The organism is Haloarcula regularis, from assembly GCF_029338315.1.
Lineage (GTDB): Archaea > Halobacteriota > Halobacteria > Halobacteriales > Haloarculaceae > Haloarcula > Haloarcula regularis.
Genome location: NZ_CP119794.1, coordinates 1,171,570 through 1,190,202, shown reverse-complemented (window position 1 = coordinate 1,190,202; position 18,633 = coordinate 1,171,570). Strand labels below are relative to the sequence as shown.

General features: G+C 64.3%; 17 protein-coding genes and 1 pseudogene. 9 read left to right on the top strand and 9 right to left on the bottom strand.

Annotated features, from left to right (window positions below):
• The first annotated feature begins 318 nt into the window (after positions 1 to 318).
• Positions 319 to 885: a metallophosphoesterase gene (locus P1N55_RS06450; protein WP_276278118.1), complete on the top strand. Its 567-nt coding sequence runs from the start codon at positions 319 to 321 to the stop codon at positions 883 to 885.
• Between the two features lie 395 nt (positions 886 to 1,280).
• Positions 1,281 to 1,718, top strand: a complete 438-nt coding sequence (locus P1N55_RS06445; protein ID WP_276278117.1) for a hypothetical protein — start codon at positions 1,281 to 1,283, stop codon at positions 1,716 to 1,718.
• 17 nt (positions 1,719 to 1,735) lie between these two features.
• On the opposite strand, the gene P1N55_RS06440 is transcribed toward P1N55_RS06445, so the two are convergent.
• The 4 genes from P1N55_RS06440 to P1N55_RS06425 all read right to left on the bottom strand — a co-directional run bounded on the left by P1N55_RS06440 (position 1,736) and on the right by P1N55_RS06425 (position 4,590).
• A complete protein-coding gene (locus P1N55_RS06440) occupies positions 1,736 to 2,275 on the bottom strand; it encodes an AAA family ATPase (RefSeq protein WP_276278116.1) in 540 nt (179 codons plus the stop codon).
• Entirely contained in the window at positions 2,241 to 3,389 is a 1,149-nt protein-coding gene (locus tag P1N55_RS06435) for an ATP-binding protein (protein ID WP_276278115.1), read from the bottom strand. Before P1N55_RS06435 ends, P1N55_RS06440 begins: the two co-directional genes overlap by 35 nt.
• Before the next feature lie 80 nt (positions 3,390 to 3,469).
• On the bottom strand, positions 3,470 to 4,192 hold the full coding sequence (locus P1N55_RS06430; protein ID WP_276278114.1) for an outer membrane protein assembly factor BamB family protein: 723 nt from the start codon (positions 4,190 to 4,192) through the stop codon (positions 3,470 to 3,472).
• Complete coding sequence (locus P1N55_RS06425; RefSeq protein WP_276278113.1) at positions 4,126 to 4,590, bottom strand: outer membrane protein assembly factor BamB family protein; 465 nt, start codon at positions 4,588 to 4,590, stop codon at positions 4,126 to 4,128. Before P1N55_RS06425 ends, P1N55_RS06430 begins: the two co-directional genes overlap by 67 nt.
• A gap of 256 nt (positions 4,591 to 4,846) precedes the next feature.
• Here P1N55_RS06425 and P1N55_RS06420 point away from each other — a divergent pair, with 256 nt between their 5' ends.
• The gene (locus tag P1N55_RS06420; protein ID WP_276278112.1) at positions 4,847 to 6,250 is read left to right on the top strand and encodes a HEAT repeat domain-containing protein; all 1,404 of its coding nucleotides are present in this window, start codon (positions 4,847 to 4,849) and stop codon (positions 6,248 to 6,250) included.
• Positions 6,237 to 7,724 (top strand): HEAT repeat domain-containing protein, encoded by a 1,488-nt coding sequence (locus tag P1N55_RS06415; protein WP_276278111.1) that lies wholly within the window; start codon positions 6,237 to 6,239, stop codon positions 7,722 to 7,724. The genes P1N55_RS06420 and P1N55_RS06415 overlap by 14 nt, the downstream gene beginning before the upstream one ends.
• A 342-nt stretch (positions 7,725 to 8,066) precedes the next feature.
• On the opposite strand, the gene P1N55_RS06405 is transcribed toward P1N55_RS06415, so the two are convergent.
• Positions 8,067 to 8,783, bottom strand: coding sequence for a hypothetical protein (locus P1N55_RS06405; protein ID WP_276278110.1), 717 nt, complete (start codon positions 8,781 to 8,783; stop codon positions 8,067 to 8,069).
• A 420-nt stretch (positions 8,784 to 9,203) separates the two neighbouring features.
• Between P1N55_RS06405 and P1N55_RS06400 the strand changes: the two genes are divergently transcribed.
• Positions 9,204 to 9,560, top strand: a complete 357-nt coding sequence (locus P1N55_RS06400) for a hypothetical protein (protein ID WP_276278109.1) — start codon at positions 9,204 to 9,206, stop codon at positions 9,558 to 9,560.
• A gap of 13 nt (positions 9,561 to 9,573) precedes the next feature.
• Here P1N55_RS06400 and P1N55_RS06395 read toward each other — a convergent pair whose 3' ends face one another.
• Entirely contained in the window at positions 9,574 to 9,888 is a 315-nt protein-coding gene (locus P1N55_RS06395; RefSeq protein WP_276278108.1) for a lycopene cyclase domain-containing protein, read from the bottom strand.
• 107 nt (positions 9,889 to 9,995) lie between these two features.
• On the opposite strand from P1N55_RS06395, the pseudogene P1N55_RS06390 reads away from it, so the two are divergent.
• Positions 9,996 to 11,137: pseudogene (locus P1N55_RS06390) on the top strand (CBS domain-containing protein).
• Between the two features lie 422 nt (positions 11,138 to 11,559).
• The gene (gene yqeC / locus P1N55_RS06385; RefSeq protein ID WP_276278107.1) at positions 11,560 to 12,294 is read left to right on the top strand and encodes a selenium cofactor biosynthesis protein YqeC; all 735 of its coding nucleotides are present in this window, start codon (positions 11,560 to 11,562) and stop codon (positions 12,292 to 12,294) included.
• Between the two features lie 13 nt (positions 12,295 to 12,307).
• On the opposite strand, the gene P1N55_RS06380 is transcribed toward yqeC, so the two are convergent.
• Positions 12,308 to 12,934, bottom strand: coding sequence for a molybdenum cofactor guanylyltransferase (locus tag P1N55_RS06380; RefSeq protein WP_276278106.1), 627 nt, complete (start codon positions 12,932 to 12,934; stop codon positions 12,308 to 12,310).
• A complete protein-coding gene (locus tag P1N55_RS06375; protein ID WP_276278105.1) occupies positions 12,927 to 13,502 on the bottom strand; it encodes a hypothetical protein in 576 nt (191 codons plus the stop codon). Before P1N55_RS06375 ends, P1N55_RS06380 begins: the two co-directional genes overlap by 8 nt.
• A 127-nt stretch (positions 13,503 to 13,629) precedes the next feature.
• Here P1N55_RS06375 and fdhF point away from each other — a divergent pair, with 127 nt between their 5' ends.
• Complete coding sequence (fdhF, locus tag P1N55_RS06370) at positions 13,630 to 15,759, top strand: formate dehydrogenase subunit alpha (protein WP_276278104.1); 2,130 nt, start codon at positions 13,630 to 13,632, stop codon at positions 15,757 to 15,759.
• Between the two features lie 9 nt (positions 15,760 to 15,768).
• Here fdhF and P1N55_RS06365 read toward each other — a convergent pair whose 3' ends face one another.
• Entirely contained in the window at positions 15,769 to 17,994 is a 2,226-nt protein-coding gene (locus tag P1N55_RS06365; protein ID WP_276278103.1) for a CDC48 family AAA ATPase, read from the bottom strand.
• 221 nt (positions 17,995 to 18,215) lie between these two features.
• Between P1N55_RS06365 and P1N55_RS06360 the strand changes: the two genes are divergently transcribed.
• Complete coding sequence (locus tag P1N55_RS06360; protein WP_276278102.1) at positions 18,216 to 18,632, top strand: universal stress protein; 417 nt, start codon at positions 18,216 to 18,218, stop codon at positions 18,630 to 18,632.
• Position 18,633 lies beyond the last annotated feature (1 nt).

Here is an 18,633-nt window from a genome sequence, read left to right as displayed (position 1 = left end):
GACCTACCAGCAGACCCCTGAGTTGTAGGCACTTCACGGTTTGTCTATGCGATTGTCTTTGATCTTGGCCGCTTGACATCCCACCCGTCGGGTGGGGTCGGTTCTGGCAGTCGGTCGGATCCAGATTGGACGACTTGTTGGACGTTTGCTCCGTTGACTAGCTATGAGTGTCGAGATAAGTGCCACCACACCGTCTTGACCGTGGAGTCGAAAGTGTACTGACAAACCTGTGCTTTGGAAGCACACCTCAATCAATTATAGATGCCTCTCTGTCATTCATGCGGTCATGGAGTATCGACAGATAGGGGGTGAGGACAGATGAGCAGATACGTGATCTCCGACCATCACTTCGGGCACTCGCGTATCATCGGATACACTGATCGGCCGTTTAGTTCGGTTGGGGAAATGAATCAGACACTGTTGAATCGCCACTACGAGACGGTCGGTGAGCAGGATACACTCGTCCATCTGGGTGACGTGGCGATGGACATGCAGACTGGTGACGAAACAATCGAGTTTTTCGAGCGATTAGGTGGTGATGTATTGGTCCGTGGCAATCACGACGTCGGGTTAGATGCCGACAGAGCCCCCTTCCCGGTCCTGGACGCGTGTATTCTCAGCCACGGTGAACGGGAGTTTTACTGTACACACCGACCCGAAGACGTCCCGGACGACTGGGATGGCTGGGCTATCCACGGCCATATGCATAACAACGACACGGACACGTATCCGTTCGTTGCAGCTGACACGCGTCGAGTCAACGTCAGCAGCGAGCTGCTGAATTTCCGGCCTCTTGCGCTGGATACCCTGGCTGGCATTCTCGACGCTTGCCCTGACGACTCACGAATCCGCGATGTGGACACCGCCCGGAAGGAACTCGGATAAGGCACTTCACTCGCTCCGACCGCGGGATAAACGATTCCGTTCCCGACAAAGACAAAAATATGTCCGCTGACTCAGCCTTCCGTCGGTCTCACAAGTGGCGAGCCGTTCGTTTTGCGAAACTTCATGGCACGCCTCGAGTCGTAGCGGACTGTGCGAAGCGTACGCTCCTTGGTCTCGGTGTCCGCGAGAGCGTACTCGGCCATCCCGGTCCAGGGCCACCGCTCTCCGAATGAAACGGGCGTCCGACTGCGCCAGGATTGCAGACGAGGATGTCCTGGTCCGGTGAGCCCACCAGCTCGCTGTGTTGGTGGCGCGTGTGGCCGAGCAGTATCATCTCCAGCTCGTCCTCGACGGTACGAGCAGTCTCTTCGAATGACTGTGGGTAGACGCCAGTGATGATGGCCGTCGAGTACCCACCCAGACGGGGCATCAACCGGGTCATGGACGGTGTGGAACGGGACCGCTCTGTGCTCAAATCGAAATGGTTCGATACACCGACCGCTATCGATTCCAGCTCCAATCGGCTCGTCGTGGGTCCCAATCAGGGAGACGATCACGCCGTCGAGTTCTTCAAGCCAGTCCAGCAGAGAGACCACAGACGAACGGATAGTGCGGTCGCCGCCATACAGAACGGAGTCACCGCTGCCCACGGTATCGTTCCAGTTCGTGACCAGGGTTTGGTTCCTCTCCTGGACCGAGCCGAATCGTCAGTCGCAGTCGTCGATGATATGACTGTGGGCAGGATGGATGTCGGAGACCAGATCGTCCCCAGTGTACTGTCAAGGAAGCTCACAGTTTCTGTCGTGGGAAACCGACCAGAGGAACGTTCCTGAGAGCGGTCGGTCCGATGTCAACGAAACCCGTGGCGGTCGTCTGTCTGTGAATCTGTCCGCAATCCACTGACTGCGCTTCGTACGTCCGTCCGTGTCACCACGAGCGACTCCCGGTCACCACTGTCGAACTCGGAAACGGCGAACTCCAGTGATTTTCGACAGATTGTTGCAATATCGGCCCCTGAAAGATCGGGGAGGTCGAGGGAGACGAACCAGTCGGCTGTTACCGGGTCAGCCAGTGGTAATCCATCAGCCTGAATCTCGAAGATAGCCCGAGTATCGGCTGTATCGGGCTGTGGGACCTCGATGAACGTATCGAACCGGCCGGAGCGGAGCACGGCAGTATCGAGCTGATCCAGTCGATTGGTTGCCGCCAGGACGAGTACGTCAGCAAGTGGTTCGAGCCCGTCAAGTTCCGACAGGAGCGTGTTCACCATGTCGTCTTTGTACTCATTGCTATCGCTGGTACGACTGGGGGCCAACGAGTCAAACTCGTCGAAGAATACGACACTGGGAGCGTGGTCACGGGCAGCCCCGAACAGTTCCCGAAAGCTCACGCTCGGATTCGCCCACAAGGGGTTGTTCCAACTCCGGACCTTTCACTGAGAGGAAGTGGTAGTCTAACTCGTTGGCGACTGCCTTGGCCAACATCGTCTTCCCGTTCCCCGGCGGTCCATGGAGGAGTATCCCCTGCCCGATGGAGTAGCCAGCATCGCGAAACGTCTCGCTGTACTCGACGGGAATCGTGACCGCTTCACGGAGCCGCTGTTTCTCCGATTCGAGCCCACCGATATCCCGGAACGAGATGTCGGGGACGTCCGGCTCGAACTGCTCGTCTGTGCTGCCAAATCCGAAGAGACCGGTATCGGCCGACTCATCGAAGCGCTCTGCGTTAATCTCATCGAGGGCCGTCTGGATGTCTGTCGGGCGGACTGTCACCGGTACGTCAGAGCGTGTTCTCCGACGGGCTAAGATAGCCCGTTTGACCGCGGTATGCAGATCTCGCACCGGCAACTCGTGTGTATCCAGATCTTCGATACGACACTCCCCGTGCGTGTCCAGTCTTGCAATGCCCGCTCTTTCGGCATCCGATAGGGCACTCTCGAGTTCGCTATGTCGATACTGCTCGGTCGGCTCCGGGACGTCGACCACGAACTCAAAAAGCGCGTCGTTGCGGATCAGGTCGGAATCATCATCCGTCGCCGTGGCAATGACGAGCACCTGCGCGTGGGTCGTCCGGACCGAGTCGAGGTGTTGCCGGAGATGTGCATACTCTTCCTCGTCGAATCCGAAGTCGTCGAGACACTCGAGCACCACGACACTCGGCTCACGTTCACGAGCGGCTTGGAGGGTCGCTTCGATATTGGTCCCGCTGTCGCTGAACCCGCCGGAAACAGCGTCCACACGAAAGAACGTATAGTCGCCGTCAAACTCTCCAGTGAGTGCTCGTGCGAGCTTCGTAGTCGGGGACCGGTCGGAGTTGCCAAACAGGAGGACCGAGGACGTCACGAACGAATCATATCCGACATTTTCGGTGACGGTCCGTCTGAGCCGCTCCTTTACCTGCGCAAAATCTTCGATAGCATCGAAACGGCCGAGGGGCTCAGTCGATACCGTCACACTGTCGGCAAAGACTGACTCGACGGGCTCTCGGTCTGGCGTGTCAGTCATCGCGACCACCAGCGTACGTGAGCGCGACCGGACAAATCATTGTCTGTCGATAGACTGTCGACAGGGACTATTCAACGTATTCATGTGACCGCAAATATACCATCTACATCCGTTGTCACGTAGAAGACACCATCCGCATACGCTGGGACGGTATTGAGTCTCTCAACTGTCGTCGATCGTCGTTGCACTGCGGTATTCGAAGCGAGGTGGTACTCGATCAATCCGTTGTTGGAGACGGAACCGTACACCCGTCGGTCACCGTCGGCACCGATGACCAGTGGGGCGGTGACTCGCTGGTCGAGTGGATGATAGCCTACTAGTCGCCCGTCGACGGCATCGAGTTCCACGATTCCCTCGTATACCCCAACGAAGAGTGACTCCCCGTCCGTGACCGGCTTGCTATCTAACAGTCCCCCGCCGAGTGGAATTAGCGGATCGGTGGAATCGGGGTGCTCACGAATGGTCTCGCCGATATCGATCTGCCACAGGATCTCGCCACTAGTCGCATCGAGACACCACTGTCTCTCACTTCGAGTAATCAGGTACGCACGGCCATCATCAACCACGGCCGGTGTCTGCACGTGACCGTTCAGGGCCGTCCGCCACTGCTCGGTACCACATTCCGCGTCGAGCGCTACTACGTCCTCGCCGTCTCCAAGGACGACCAACCCTTCGCCGAGCGCCGGGGTCTTTTTGTGGCGCTCGCCAGTTAGTCGCCAGACCGTCTCGCCAGTCTCTACGGAGAGCGCACGACAGACTCCGTCGTACGTTGGGACATAGACGCGTTCACCGTCGGTTGCCACGGCCGTCCGCCCGCCCTGACCAAATCTCTCGTCCACTGGACGTCGCCGGTCGACAGATCAAGCGCAGACGTCGTCGACTCGGTGCGGTTCAGGTCGTCGAAACCCGAGACGAACACTGTTCCATCAGCTATCGCTGGCGCCGCGAAGACACTCGGGACATCAAGTTCGGTTCGCCAATGCTCTCTACCATCAATTGCATCAAGTCCATAGACGGTTCCATCCATATCGCCAAGGACGACGAGTTCGTCGCTGACAACGGGCGACGCTCGCAACTCGCCGTCCGTGTCAAACGACCAGATGGTATCGAACGTCTCCCGAGTCCGTTGCCCGCCGAGACGGTCCGAAACGTATCCGCTGTTTTGTCTATCGGCGTGTACGGTCGGATACGATCCAGTCACACTCCAGTTTCAGGTGATACACATATAGGATTTTTCCGTTTGCTCACAGTAGTACCACGGGAGACACAGAGATGGGTGACTGGGTCGAGGACATGGCGCGGGTCGAAGAACTTCGGCAGCGGGTCGAAGCGGAACCTGACACTGTGGTCTCGTCGATTACGGACCTACTTGAACTGGCACACACCGGGCAGTGGGCGGTCCAACGAACCGCAGTCAATACTCTCGGAGCCGGGTTGCGACACCGGCCTGCAGCGGGGTGTCGGAACTGGATGCCCTCGTCCGGACAGCATTCGACGAAGACGTCCCGTCGCCCGGGCAGTGGCGCAACGGCCTCGTCGCCGTGGCTACCGTCGCCCCGGAGAACACCCGTGACGCCGCTATCGAGCGTTTCGAAACCATCCCGTCAGCCCAGCGCGATGACACCGGGGAACGATGTGTCGCTCGGGCACTAAAGCACATTGCCCTCGACGAGCCGCACGTGCTCGCGGACTCTTTGGACGCACTTCGTGCCATCTGCCGATCGAGCGCTCCCGAAGCCCGGCGCCACCTCCTCGGGGCGCACCTCGCACTGCTCGAAAGCCACCGTGAATCGGTTCGACCGGTGCTTTCAGACCTGCTAGCGGAGTTCGGAGCCGGTGCTGGTGCGACTCGTCGCGTGGCTGCCGACCTGCTCAGTGGGCTCGCACGTGATCGAGAAGATGGTCCGGACGTCGTCGAGGTGATGATTCGCTGGTTGGCCACCCATCCGCGGCGGCCACGCGAGCATCGTCCACGGTTCGATCCACGAGAACCAGTGATGCGACCGTCACTGATTGGGACGCCGTCCCGGGGCACGCTCGGAGTCACCCAGATTCTCGCTCGTGTGGCAGAGGAGACACCGACCGCCGTCGCGCCACATTGTGAGGATATCGCCGCATCGCTTGTGGCATGGGAGAGTACGCCGGACGACCAGTGGCCCAGAAGTCACCTTGCACGCGCGCTCGCAGCTGTCGCTCGGCAACGGCCTCACGCAGTTACCCCGGTTGCCGATACGGTGTTGAAGATGCTCGACGACGACTCCGAGTTCGTCCGGTTCTGGGCTGCCCGGATGCTGCTCGCGATGTATCCTGATCGACCCGACATCGTCTCCCCGGCCACGGTCGGAACGCTCCTGACCGACACGAACGCCGACGTTCAAGGGCTCGGGGCGGACCTCGCTATTGCCTGTATCGCGGACCCCATCGTCAGTCTCGACGGGCTCGTCCCGGAACTTCGATCAGCACTCTCAGCGGACGACGGGGTTACCGGCAAGCGGATACTCCGCATTTTCGCAGCAATCGCTCACGACGACCCGGAAGCGGTCCGGCCGGCGCTACCGACGCTGGAGGGATTTCTCGACGATGTCCTCACTGCGAGTGACGCTGCGGCCGTCTTCGAAGCCGTCGCTACGGAGGATGCAGCGGCTGTGTCTGATGCCGTCCCGACACTGGTCGACTGCTTGTTCGCTGACACAATTGCAGTTCGGACCGCAGCCGCTGAGACGCTCGCTACAGTCGGTGCCGAACAGCCATCTCTACTCGAGTCCCAGCTGTCGGTTCTATTGACCGTCGTCGAACAGCCTCACGCTGGCGTCGACGCCGTCGGTGACGTACTCGTAACCGTCCCTGATGCCCATCGATGACGACCGGACCGTCTTCGAGTTCGTCTGTGCCCGGTCAACGGCCGATGACCCGACAGTCCGGCGGACAGCGACGCGCCTTCTCGGTGCGTTTGTCGAGGCCGACACCGAGACCGAGGCGGCGGTAGCGGCACTCAGGAACCGAGTAGCTGACACCGACGAAGGAGTACAGGAAGCGGCGCTCAAGGGCCTTGCGACGTACGTTTCCGAGACGGGTGCAGCGTCCCTCGTCCGGTCGTGCTACCGGACGGATACAGCCCACTGGCGGGCGGTCAGTGCCACCCTGCTCGCCCGGGCGACGCTGTTCGACGGCGAATGGCCGTCGCCGTCGTTCCAGTGCTGGCTGGCCGACCGTCTCCACGAAACCACAGGCGAGACTCGCAGATCGTTTATCGAAGCCGCGGGCGCCATCTGTGAGCAGTCCGACGCCGCAGCCGAACTCGTCTCAGCGCTACTGGCGTCGCTGGATGACGACGCTGTCTCCGACACAGCCTTCACCGCAGTCCGACGTGTCGTCACCGATGGCGAAACGACAGTTCCCGCAGCGGACCTGGCGCCTGCTGTCGAGCGGGCCGTACTCGACCCCGACCGACACATCCCGTCGGCCGGTCACGCGCTCCTCCCGCACGTCGCCGCCGATATCGATGCCCCACAGCGGGTAGCGGACCAGCTCGTGGACTGGCTCGCTGCGGGTCGGGGCGACGCCGGTCACCTGTCGGCGGCGCTCGCTAGCCTCTGTCGTCGCGACGTGACGCTCTCGGAGACGGATCTCGTCGCGGCACTCAAACGCCACGCCGTCGACGAGTCGGGGTCACCACGGCGCAGCGTTTGCCAGCACTGTGGGCGCGTTCTCCGGGAACTCGACGGCGCTGAGGCACTCCGCGAGACGTTCGTCCCGATCGCCAGCGGGGGGCCACCAGAACGACAGGCTGCGGCCTACAGTGTCTTCGTCTCGGTGGCGGACGTGTGGCCTGCCGGGGTCCGGCCCGCCGTTGGTACGATCCGAGAAGGGGTCCGAGACGACGATACACGAATCAGTGACCCAGCGCTGTCGGCGCTTGTCGCTGTCGGCCGCGAGTCGCCGGCAGTTCTTCGCCCGATAACGGAGTGGCTCACATCTCGTCGGGCTGCCTCGAATCGGATCGAACCACGCCGGCGCCGGTACGAGGCGATCGCACTGCTGGCCGCCGACGATGATCGTCTTCCTGAGGCTGTTTATGATCCGCTCAGATCTGGGTTGTTGGACGACGACACGACAGTCGAAGAGTACGCACTCGAAGCCACAGCCGAACTTGACGACCCGCGCCTGGTACCGCTGTTACGTCGGCTTGACAGTGGTGTGCCTGACTGGAACGTGACGCCGACCCATTGCAACACAGCGTCCGACGGGAACTCTGACCATCCGTTCGACACCCTACTCCCAGCAGACGAGCGGACGCTTACCGCTAGCGACGTACTGGATCAGTACGGGCGATAGCAGACGGTTTCCGTTCTTCGCCGGCTCCCCTAACGTACTGAAGCGTTGAAAAATGCCCACGCGGGAATCCACTTCTGGTGTCGTCCCCACAGTATCTGCGCCAGGGACATCCGAATGCTGTCGAACGGATCTCTCGAGAACTGCAGCGTCGAACCCGGTCGTCTTCGGACCGCTTCAGTCACGTCGACCCGGAAGACGCCGAAAACTGGTCGCAGAGCGTCGCTCGCTGCTCCGAACTACTCACTACCTTCGCGCCATGCCGGACCTGCTGGTGCGACACGACCGAGCAACGCAGCGAGTCGGGCTCCTTCGATCAACGCCGAAAAATGAGCTGTCCGGCAGTCAGACGCCGACCTCGGCGCTGTCCCCGGTTTGGCCTTGCGCGTCAGCGTCACCGGACCCGGTGGTCGCCGCCTCGTTCTCGACGGTCACGACGAACGACGTCGAGAACTCGGGGCGGTCGGGATAGCCCGACGTGCCCGTCAGTTCCGACCCGTCGTTGGCGTAGAGCACGTACTGCGAGCGCAGGACGACCTTCGTCTTCGTCGTCGACCCGTCGGTGTCCGCGTAGAGGTACGACGCCGGTGCCGGGTTGTCTGGCAGTCCGTAGCTGTTGTTGTAGTTGTTCTCCCGGTTGCGCTGGATGATGCCCCAGTCCGAGTCCGAGGCGATGTGTCCGGCGCGGCCTTCGTCGTACTCGCCCTTGAGGACGATCTCCTCGCCGTTGCCGCCCCAGCTGGTGCCCTGAGCGGTGTCGATCTTGTCCGTCTGATGGATGGTGCCCGACCACAGCGTGCTGCCGCCGCGCTTGAGCTCGACGCTGACGATGATCTTGAAGTACCCGACTGGTTCGTCGAAGCCGTCCCAGGTCATCCGACCCGTGGTCCGGGTGGCGACCCACTTGATGCGGCCGTCGTCGCTCACCGCCTTGGCCGGATCGCTGATGCTGCCGCCGGCAGTCGCCGATGCTCCTCCCGTAGTCGCCAGGAGGGCACCACCGCCGAGCGCACTCGTTCCCACGATTCCACCAACCGTCTTGGCAAAGTCACGACGTTGCATGATTGACTCCCCCACGGGTCGCGTGAACGCTGTCAGTCTACCACTTGACTATGTCTCCCCGACAACTCCACCCTCACCGACCGTGGGTGGCCGTCGCTATCTCCGGAACGGTGTTTGCAATATGCCACATAATCTACCATATATGATTATTAATCGACGTTCACAGTTGGAATACGTGGCCTAACCGGGCGAAAACGTCGACTAAGACCCGCAATTGACGGCCTGGTCCTGCACTCCGCCACCACCGGTCTCAGTCCACCAGCACACGCTCGTACGACCCGACGTCCCTGTCTCGTGGCCGGCGGTAGATACGCGGCAATCGTCCAGGCCGTTCGCCCCGTAGAATCCGATCTGCAGGGCAGGTGCCCCCATCCGGGCGTCTTTCAATAGTTTCTTAGCGGAGCCTTTGGACCGTCTGGTATGGACGAAACACTCGATTCGTTACAACCGTTCGAACAGTTCGTCTTGCTCTCGGTGGTCGAGCTGACCGCCGAGGACGCGGCTCCGGTCCACTCCTTCGAGGTCGCCGAGACGGCACGGGCTCACCTCGACGACATTGACCGGGACCCCTTCGGCGGGGTCGAGCGCCAGATGGTCATCTCAGCACTGCAGGCTCTCGCCGACGCGGGGCTCTTAGCGAAGACGAAAGCCGAGTCCCCGACCGGCAAGGGCCGACCGGGCTACGACCTGGCCGTCGAGTCCGGGGTGGTCCTCGACACCCTGGCGGGCACCGAGGGGCTCGGGTCCTACGCCGAGACGATTCGCGCGGGTGTCTGAGCCGGGTGGCGCCTCAGTCGTCGTCACGCGGGTCGCCGTGGAGCGTCTCGTGCAGGCCGACGACCAGCGCGGGGACGACGATCATGAAGATGTGCTCTTCGATGGGGATGCCCAGCAGGTCGACGCCGGTCCGCAACTGGATGGCGAAGACGCCCACGGTCAGCGTATACCAGTCCCAGACGTACGCGACGGGATAGAGCACGACGATGGTCTTCGCGGCCCGCCGGAGCGCCCCGGCACGCCAGAGCAGACCGGCCGCGACGCTCCCCCAGAGGACTTCCGTGACGAGGTAGGTGTAGGGTCCGAACACGCCGATGTCGGGCAACATACCCCAACGAGAGCGGCCACCGTCTAAAGGCTGATCCGCTTCCCGTCCGGCAGGAATCAAACCAACCTTGATAACCCTTCACAGCGAAGGTCCGCCTGTGAAGTACTATGGATATTGCTGATATCGCTACGAGAGAGTTTGTCGAAGTCGACGCGGGCAAACGGCTTGGGAAGGTCCGGTCTATCTTCGAGCGCGAGAACCCGAAAGGGATAATCGTCACCGACGACGGCGAGTACGCCGGCGTCATCACGCAGAAACACTCGTCCAGTCTCACGTCGAGGACAACGCCAAGGCCGGCGCGATGACCAGCTCCGCGCCGAAGGTCGGGCGCCGGGACGACGTCCGGGAGGTGGCCCGCGTCCTCGTCGAGGGCGGCACCAAGATCGCGCCGGTCTTCGAGGGCGATTCTCTCTGGGGTATCGTCACCGAGGACGACATCCTGGAGGCCGTCCTCGAGAACCTGGACGCCCTCACCGTCGACCAGATCTACACCGACAACGTCGTCACCGTCGCCGAGGACACCAACGTCGGCCAGGTCATCAACCACCTCCGCGAGCACGGGATCTCCCGTCTCCCCGTGCTGGACGACGCCGACGCCCTGACGGGGATGGTCACCCGCCACGACGTCGTCGACGTCGTCGTCCGCGACATGAACAAGGCGACCACCGGCGACCGCGCCGGCGAGATCCAGCGCATCCTCGACATCCCGGTCTACGACGTGATGAGCAGCCCCGTCGAGACGGTGACGCTCGACGCCTCCGTCCGGGACGCGGTGGCCCGGATGCTGGAGAACGACTTCGCCGGGCTGGTCGTCACGCCTGAGGACGACGACATCCACGTCGAGGGCATCGTCACCAAGACCGACGTGCTGCGGGCGCTGACCTTCACCGAGGAGGACCACATGGACGTCCAGATCACCAACATCAACCTGCTGGACACCATCTCCCGCGACGACCTCCGGAGCGACATCGGCGCAGTCGCGGACAAGTACCAGGCGATGCAGGTCCAGCACGCCCACGTCCGGTTCCACGAGCACAAGGAGAAGCTCCGCGGCACCCCGCTCATCCAGTGCCAGATCCGCCTCCGGACCAACAAGGGCCAGGCCGCCGGCTCCGGCGAGGGGTACGGGGCCGAGATGGCGTTCAACGTCGCGCTGGACAAACTCGAACGGAACGTCCTCGAACTGAAGGGCGTCCAGGCCGACGAGGAGTACCGCGGCCAGGTGCTCCGGAAACTCGGCGAACTCTAGCCACTTTTTACTGCGGGGGGTCGCCGGAGGCGACCCCCGCTTGCAAAAACCTGGGGAAACTGCCGAGTGCTCGCTTCGCTCGCACTCGGTGAAACGGCGGCTTCGCCGCCGCATGCTCGTTTGCCCTGCCCTGCCCTGCCCTGCCCTGCCCTGCCCTTCGTACGTCGTCGTCGTCCCGTCGTCGTTCGCTCGCTCGCCGCTGGAATCGCCCAGTGCGGTACAGCCGGCCAGCGCCACGACGAGTCCGGGTGCGGTGCCCCGGAGGACTGTTCGGCCAGAGAGTGGTCAGCCGATGATATGACTGATGGTAAACTTATATAATCTCTCATTTGAATACTGGAATAACAGGCACACGGGAATGGCCGCGACCCTCGCCGTCCGACCGGCAGAGTGAGGTGTGCCGGCACCGAAGCATCCGGTGGATGGACCTGACAGTGGCTCTCCAGGCCCGGGAGGGCCTGGTCTGTGTCGTCGGCGCGGGCGGCAAGAAGTCAACACTGTACACCCTCGCCGAGCGACTGGACCGCGCCGTGGTGACGGCGACCGTTCGCATCCCGATATTCGATGACCGCGTCGCGACGGTACGTGTCACCGAGTCACCACTCGAAGCCATCGAGGCAGCGGGCGACGACACGTGGCCCCTCGGACTGGTCCCCGAGCAGGAACGCCCCGACCGGTACCGCGGCTACGACCCCGAGACGGTCGAGGCGATAGCCGCGGCCGACCCCGTCGGCACGACGCTGGTCAAGGCCGACGGCGCGCGCACCCGCGAGTTCAAGGCCCCCGGCGACCGGGAGCCACAGCTCCCGGCGGCGGTCGACGTCGTCGTGCCCGTCGCGAGCGTCCAGGTCGTCGGCGAACCCCTGACCGACGCGGCGGTCCACCGGCCGGAGCGCGTCGCCGCGCTGACCGGCCTCTCGATGGGCGAGGAGATTCGGTCCGAACACGTCGGACGGGTGCTGTCGAGCCCCGACGGTGGGCTGAAGGACGTTCCCGACGGGGCGACGGCGATTCCGCTCCTCAACAAGGTCGACGACGACGAGTGGGGGACCGTCGCGCGGGAGATCGCGGCCGTGATTCACGAGCGAGCGGACGTGCCGCGGGTCGCGCTGACGTCGATGCTCGCCGACGACCCGCTGGTCGCGGTGGTCGACTAGCGCGGCGTCGCACCTACCTCTCTCGCTCCCGGAGTCGCTCGGCAGCGGCCGCGAACTCATCGGGAGTGTTGATATTCTCGAAGGACTCCGTCGAGGCGACCGACTCGACGGCCGCTTCCTCGACGACGACAACGTCCTCGAGCTCGTCGATGGGCCGGAGTATCCGCGGGTTCTCCGCCTCGAGCGCGATATCGCAGGCCGCGACCATCGCCTCGGTCCGGTAGACCGCCTGGGTCGTCTGGAACCACCCGGACGACAGTCGCGGGACGGCGGCATCCGCGCCCGCGGCCCGGTCGAAGAGGAACTCTAGCAGCGCCGGTTCGACGAAGGGCATGTCGCAGGCGACGACGGCCGCGTACTCTCCGCCGGCCTCGCGCAGGCCGTTCCGGATGCCCGCGACGGGGCCCCGGTCGGGCTCCTCGTCCTCGCCGTAGCGCACCGGCAGCGGATAGCCGGCCATCGCCTCGCGGACGGCGGGCGTCTGGTCGGGCCGGCAGTTCACCACCAGCTCCCCGACGACGTCGAGGAGGCGGTCCGCGACGCGGCGAACCATCGGGGTGCCGGCGAGCGTCGCGACGGCCTTGTCGGCCCCGCCGAACCGGGTCGAGCGTCCGCCGGCGACGACGACGCCGCTACGCATCGCCGAACTCCGCGGCCCAGAGCCGCCAGAGGGCCCGGTAGAGCGTCCAGGCGTCGACGCCGGTCCGGTCCATGACGCGCCGACAGGCTTCGTCGAACGTGCGGTACTCGTCTCTCGCGGGCGGGTCCGGGTAGGGCTCGTCGAGCTCGCCCGCCGCCCGGAGAACCCGCCATGTTCGCTCGTCGACGGCGACGTACCGCTCGGGCGCGAGGAACTGGAGGAAGGCGGAGGCGACCGGGACGTCCACGCCCGCCAGGTCGGTCAGCGCCGCCAGCGCCCCAGCGGGGCCCTCGTCGTCGGCCGTGACGGCTTCGAGCGTCTCCAGCACGGTCCCGAAGTCGTTGTCGCGGAAGGTATCCTCGACCGCGCGGCGCTCCCGGTCGGGGTACGCACCGAGGTAGCGACGGACGTACCACCGGACGACCCACTGGACGTCCCGGCGGCCGTACTCGCCGCCGGCGAACGTGTCCGGGAGGATGTCGACGTGTTGCTGTTCGACGTCGTACAGCGGCTCGACCGCGGCGTACTCCCGCGCCCGGTCGCGAACCACTGACTCGGTGAGGTCCATCACGTTGCCGTACGTCCCTGTGCCAGGTGAACGTTCGCCTCGCTGGATCGAACCGGCGTCGACGGTCCCGTCGAGGAAAAGTACAACTCGCTGGGGCGAGGAACGTCCGAGTAAGACAAGTGTTCACATGTCACGAAACAACCCCCCGGTGAAGACGATCTGCCCGTACTGCGGCGTCGGCTGTGGCATCCAGGTGCAACCCGGTGACGAGCCCGGCGACATGCGGTTCGTGCCGTGGGCCGACGCGCCGGTCAACGAGGGCAGCATCTGCATCAAGGGCGGCGCGGCGACGGAGGTCGTCGACCACGAGGACCGACTGACGGACCCGCTCGTCGAGGAAGACGGCGAGTTCCGGGAGGCGACCTGGGAGGAAGCCTACGACCTGATCGTCACAGAGATGGAGCGCATCCGCGAGACCCACGGGCCCGACGGGATGGGCTTTTTCGGCTCGTCGAAGACGATGAACGAGGAGAACTACCTGCTCCAGAAGCTCGCGCGCCGCTACGGCACCAACCAGGTCGACAACTGCACGCGGATGTGCCACGCCTCGACGGTCTGGGCCCTCCGGACCAGCCTCGGGATGGGCGCGATGACCAACAGCATGGCCGACCTCGAGGACGCCGCCGACGTCCTCTGGATCCAGGGGGCCAATCCCGGCGAGCAACACCCCATCGCCAACAGCCAGTACTTCCGGCAGGCCGTCCTCGAGGGCGCGACGGTCGTCCAGGTCGACCCTCACGCCAACAAGACGACGCGGTCGTTCGACATCGAGGGGACCGAGCGCCACATGCACCTCCAGCTGAAGCCCGGGACGGACATCCCGCTGTTGAACGTCGTCCTCAAGACTATCCTCGAGAACCACGAGGAAGAGCCCGATGCGGGCTGGCTCGACGAGAAGTTCGTCGCGGAACGGACCGAGGGATTCGAGCACCTCCAGGAACGCCTCGAAGACTTCGATAAGGCCGCTGCCGCCGAGACCTGTGGCGTCCCGCTCTCTGACATCGAACGCGCCGCCGAGACGTACGCGATGGCGAACAACGCCGCCATCTTCACCGGGATGGGCATGTCCCAGCACACCTGCGGCGTCGACAACGTCCAAAACGAGATCAACCTCGCGCTCGTCACGGGCAACCTCGGCCGCCCGGGGACTGGCGTGAACCCGCTCCGCGGGCAGAACAACGTCCAGGGGACCTGCGACGTCGGCGCGATGCCAAACGTCCTGCCGGGCTATCAACTGGTCGACGACGACGAGGCCCGCGAGTCAGTCGAGGACGTCTGGGGCTTCGAGGTTCCCGGCGAACCCGGCCTCACGAACGTCGAGATATCTCACGCCATCGGCGACTCCGTCTTCGGTCTCTATGTCATGGGCGAGAACCCGATCATGAGCGAACCCGACGGCAACGCCACCGAGCGGCGCTTCAGGGAGGACCTGGAGTTCCTCTGTGTCCAGGACATCTTCATGACCGAGACCGCCGAACTCGCCGACGTCGTGCTGCCTGCGACGACCTGGGCGGAACGCGACGGCACCGTCACCAACACCGACCGGCGCGTCCAGCGGATGCGCGGCGTCCACAAGGTCCACGAGAACACCCGCCACGACCTCGACATCCTCTGTGAAGTCGGCACCCGGTTGTTCGGCGGGGGGTTCGACTTCGACGGGCCCGAGGCGGTCTTCGAGGAACTGCGCCAGGTCTGTCCCATCATGCACGGCATGACCTACGACCGCCTCGGCGAGGAGGGCATCCACTGGCCCTGCTACGAACCGGGCGACGAGGGCGACCAGTACCTCTACCAAGACGCGTTCGAGACCGAGAACGGCCGCGGACAGATCGAGGGCGTCGTCCACCAGGAACCCAAGGAGGCCCCCGACGACGAGTACCCGCTGGTCCTCACCACCGCCCGCCTGGAGGAACACTACAACACCGGGACGATGAGCCGGCGCTCGCCGACGCTCTCGCGCCAGCACCCGGAGAACTTCGTCGACATCCACCCCAACGACGCCGAGCGGTACGACATCGAGGACGGCGACTACGTGACACTTCGGTCCCGTCGGGGCGAGATACGGGTCCGTGCGGACGTCACCGAGGACATCAAGGAGGGCGTCGTCTGGACCACGCCGCACTTCGCGGCCGCCTCCGCGAATCGGCTGACGAACGACGTGCTCGACGACCGGGCGAAGATTCCCGAGTACAAGGCCGCGGCGGTCGAGATCGACGTCGAGATCGAAGCCGACGACGACGCCAGAGCGGACGACTGACGGTGGGGATTACTGGAACCCGATACGGCCGCTGCCGCCGGCCTGGCGCTGCGGGCTGGACCCGCCCTTGAACTCCTCTTCCATCTGCTCGTAGTAGTCCCGGATGTCGTCGTTGATGGTCGGCCGGACGCTGTCCATGGCTTTCCGGAAGTGGCGCATCTCGACCTCGTCGGCGTCGTCGTCCTCGCGCAGCGCCTCGATGGCGGCCTCGCGGGCGATGGACTCCAGATCCGAGCCGACGAAGCCCTCGCTTATCTCGGCCAGCTCCCGCAGGCTGACGTCGGGCGAGAGCGGCGTGTTCTCGGTGTGTATCTTGAGGATCTGCTCGCGTCCCTCCGTGCTGGGTTCGCCGATCATCACCAGCCGGTCGAACCGGCCCGAGCGGATGAGCGCGGGGTCGATCATGTCCGGGCGGTTGGTCGCGCCGATGACCATCACGTCCTCCATCTCCTCCAGTCCGTCCAGTTCGGTCAGCAGCTGGTTGACGACGCGCTCGGAGACGTTCGAGCCCATCTCGCCGCCGCGGCCGGGCGCCAGCGAGTCGAGCTCGTCGAAGAAGATGACGGTGGGCGCGACCTGTCGGGCCTTCCGGAAGGTCTGGCGGATGGCCTTCTCGCTCTCCCCGACCCACTTGCTGAGCAGCTGGGGTCCACGAACCGAGATGAAGTTCGCGTCCGTCTCGTTGGCGACAGCCTTGGCCATGAGCGTCTTGCCGGTCCCCGGTGGCCCGTAGAGCAACACGCCAGAGGGTGGGGTGACGCCCATGCGCTCGAACTTCTCGGGTGAGTTCATCGGCCACTCGACGGCCTCCTGGACCTGTTCTTTGGCGTCGTTGAGGCCGCCGACGCTATCCCACGAGACCTTCGGGAGTTCGACTAGCACCTCCCGCATCGCGCTCGGCGAGACCTCGTTGAGCGCGCCCTTGAAGTCGTCCCGTTTGATTATCATCCGGTCGATGAGGCTCGGCGGGATGTCCTCCTGGTCTAGGTCGATCTCCGGGAGGTACCGGCGCAGGGCCTTCATCGCGGCCTCCTTGGTCAGGCTCTCGATGTCGGCGCCGACGAAGCCGTGGGTGTCGGTCGCCAGTTTCGAGAGTTTGACGTCGTCCGACAGCGGCATCCCGCGGGTGTGGATCTGGAGGATCTCCTCGCGGCCCACCTCGTCGGGGACGCCGATCTCGATCTCGCGGTCGAAGCGGCCGGGGCGACGGAGCGCGGGGTCGACGGAGTCGACGCGGTTGGTCGCGGCGATGACGATGACCTGGCCCCGCGACTCGAGGCCGTCCATCATCGTCAGCAGCTGGGCGACGACGCGGCGTTCGACCTCGCCGGTGACGTCCTCGCGCTTGGGCGCGATGGAGTCCAGTTCGTCGATGAAGATGATGGAGGGCGCTTCTTCGCTGGCGTCCTCGAAGATCTCGCGCAGTTGCTGTTCGGACTCGCCGTAGTACTTCGAGATGATCTCGGGCCCCGCGATAGAGAAGAAACTGGCGGAGGTCTCGTTGGCGACCGCTTTCGCGAGCAGGGTCTTGCCGGTGCCCGGCGGCCCGTGCAGCAGGACCCCCTGGGGCGGCTCGATGCCCAGCTTCTTGAAGATCTGGGGGTGTTTCATCGGCAGTTCGACCATCTCGCGGACCCGCTGGATCTCGCCCTGGAGGCCGCCGATGTCCTCGTAGGTGATGCCGCCACCGGTCTTCTCGAAGCCGGAGATGGGTTCCTCGCGCAGTTCCACCTCGGTGTCCTCGGTGATGAGACAGACGCCCTCGGGCTCGGTCTCGACGGCGATCAGCGGGATGGCCTGGCCGGGCGAGCGCATGAACGGGTGGTTCGTCGAGGACATCACGGGGACGATGTCGCGCTCGACGACCGGCCGCTTGAGGATCTGCCGTTTCACCATCCCGGCGGCGTCCGAGCCGAACTGGACGCTGGCCTCCTCGGGCGGCGCGAGCACCAGCTTGTCGGCTTTCTCGGCTTCGGCCTTCCGGATGGTGACGCGCTCGCCGATGCCCACGTCGGCATTTTGGCGGGTGAAACCGTCGATGCGCACCGTGTCGGTGTTCCAATCCTGCCGGTCGGCGCGCCACACCTTGGCGGCGGTCGTGTCGCTGCCCTCGATCTCGATGATATCACCTGGAGAGAGCTTGAGATGCAACAACGTATCGGGGTCCAGACGGGCGATGCCGCGCCCCGAGTCGTTCGGGTACGCTTTCGCCACTTCTAGTTGCACTTCGTTCATAGTAGACTGGGTTACCGTACAGTCGGGTATCCCGAGAGATATGCTTTATGCTACCGGCGGCCACGAGGGGACGGCGACGGATATTTACGTGTCGTGCTATCAGGGCGCACGTCGTGCCGGACGGCACGGCGTCAGGTCCCGTCCGCGGCGGCGTCGCGGAGTCGTCCACAGGACCTGCCGGCACCGCCGTCTTTGATAGGGGTGGCCCCGATACGCCGGGTATGGTATTTCTCGTCCCGTTCGACGGGTCGCCCCAGGCGGAAACCGCACTCGACCGCGCCGTGACCTACGGCGCCGCGCTCGACACCGACGTCGTCGCGGTGAGTCTCGTCCCGACGGGCTCGGACTACGCACAGCGGCGCCGCCGCGTCGACCCGACCGAGGACTTCGCGGCCGAGACGGCGGCGAGCGACCTGCGCCGGAAGATCGAGGAGGCCACCGACGACGCCGAGCTCCGCTACGAGGACTTCAGCGCGTACTCGGCCTCCGAGCTCTCCGAGACCATCACGCAGGTGGCCCGCGACGTCGATGCCAGCGTCCTCTTCCTCGGCAGCAACGACACCGAGGACGTCGTCGTGCCGATGACCGAGGTGGGCGACGACGACGCCTTCGACGTCCACATCGTCAGGCAGCGGTGAG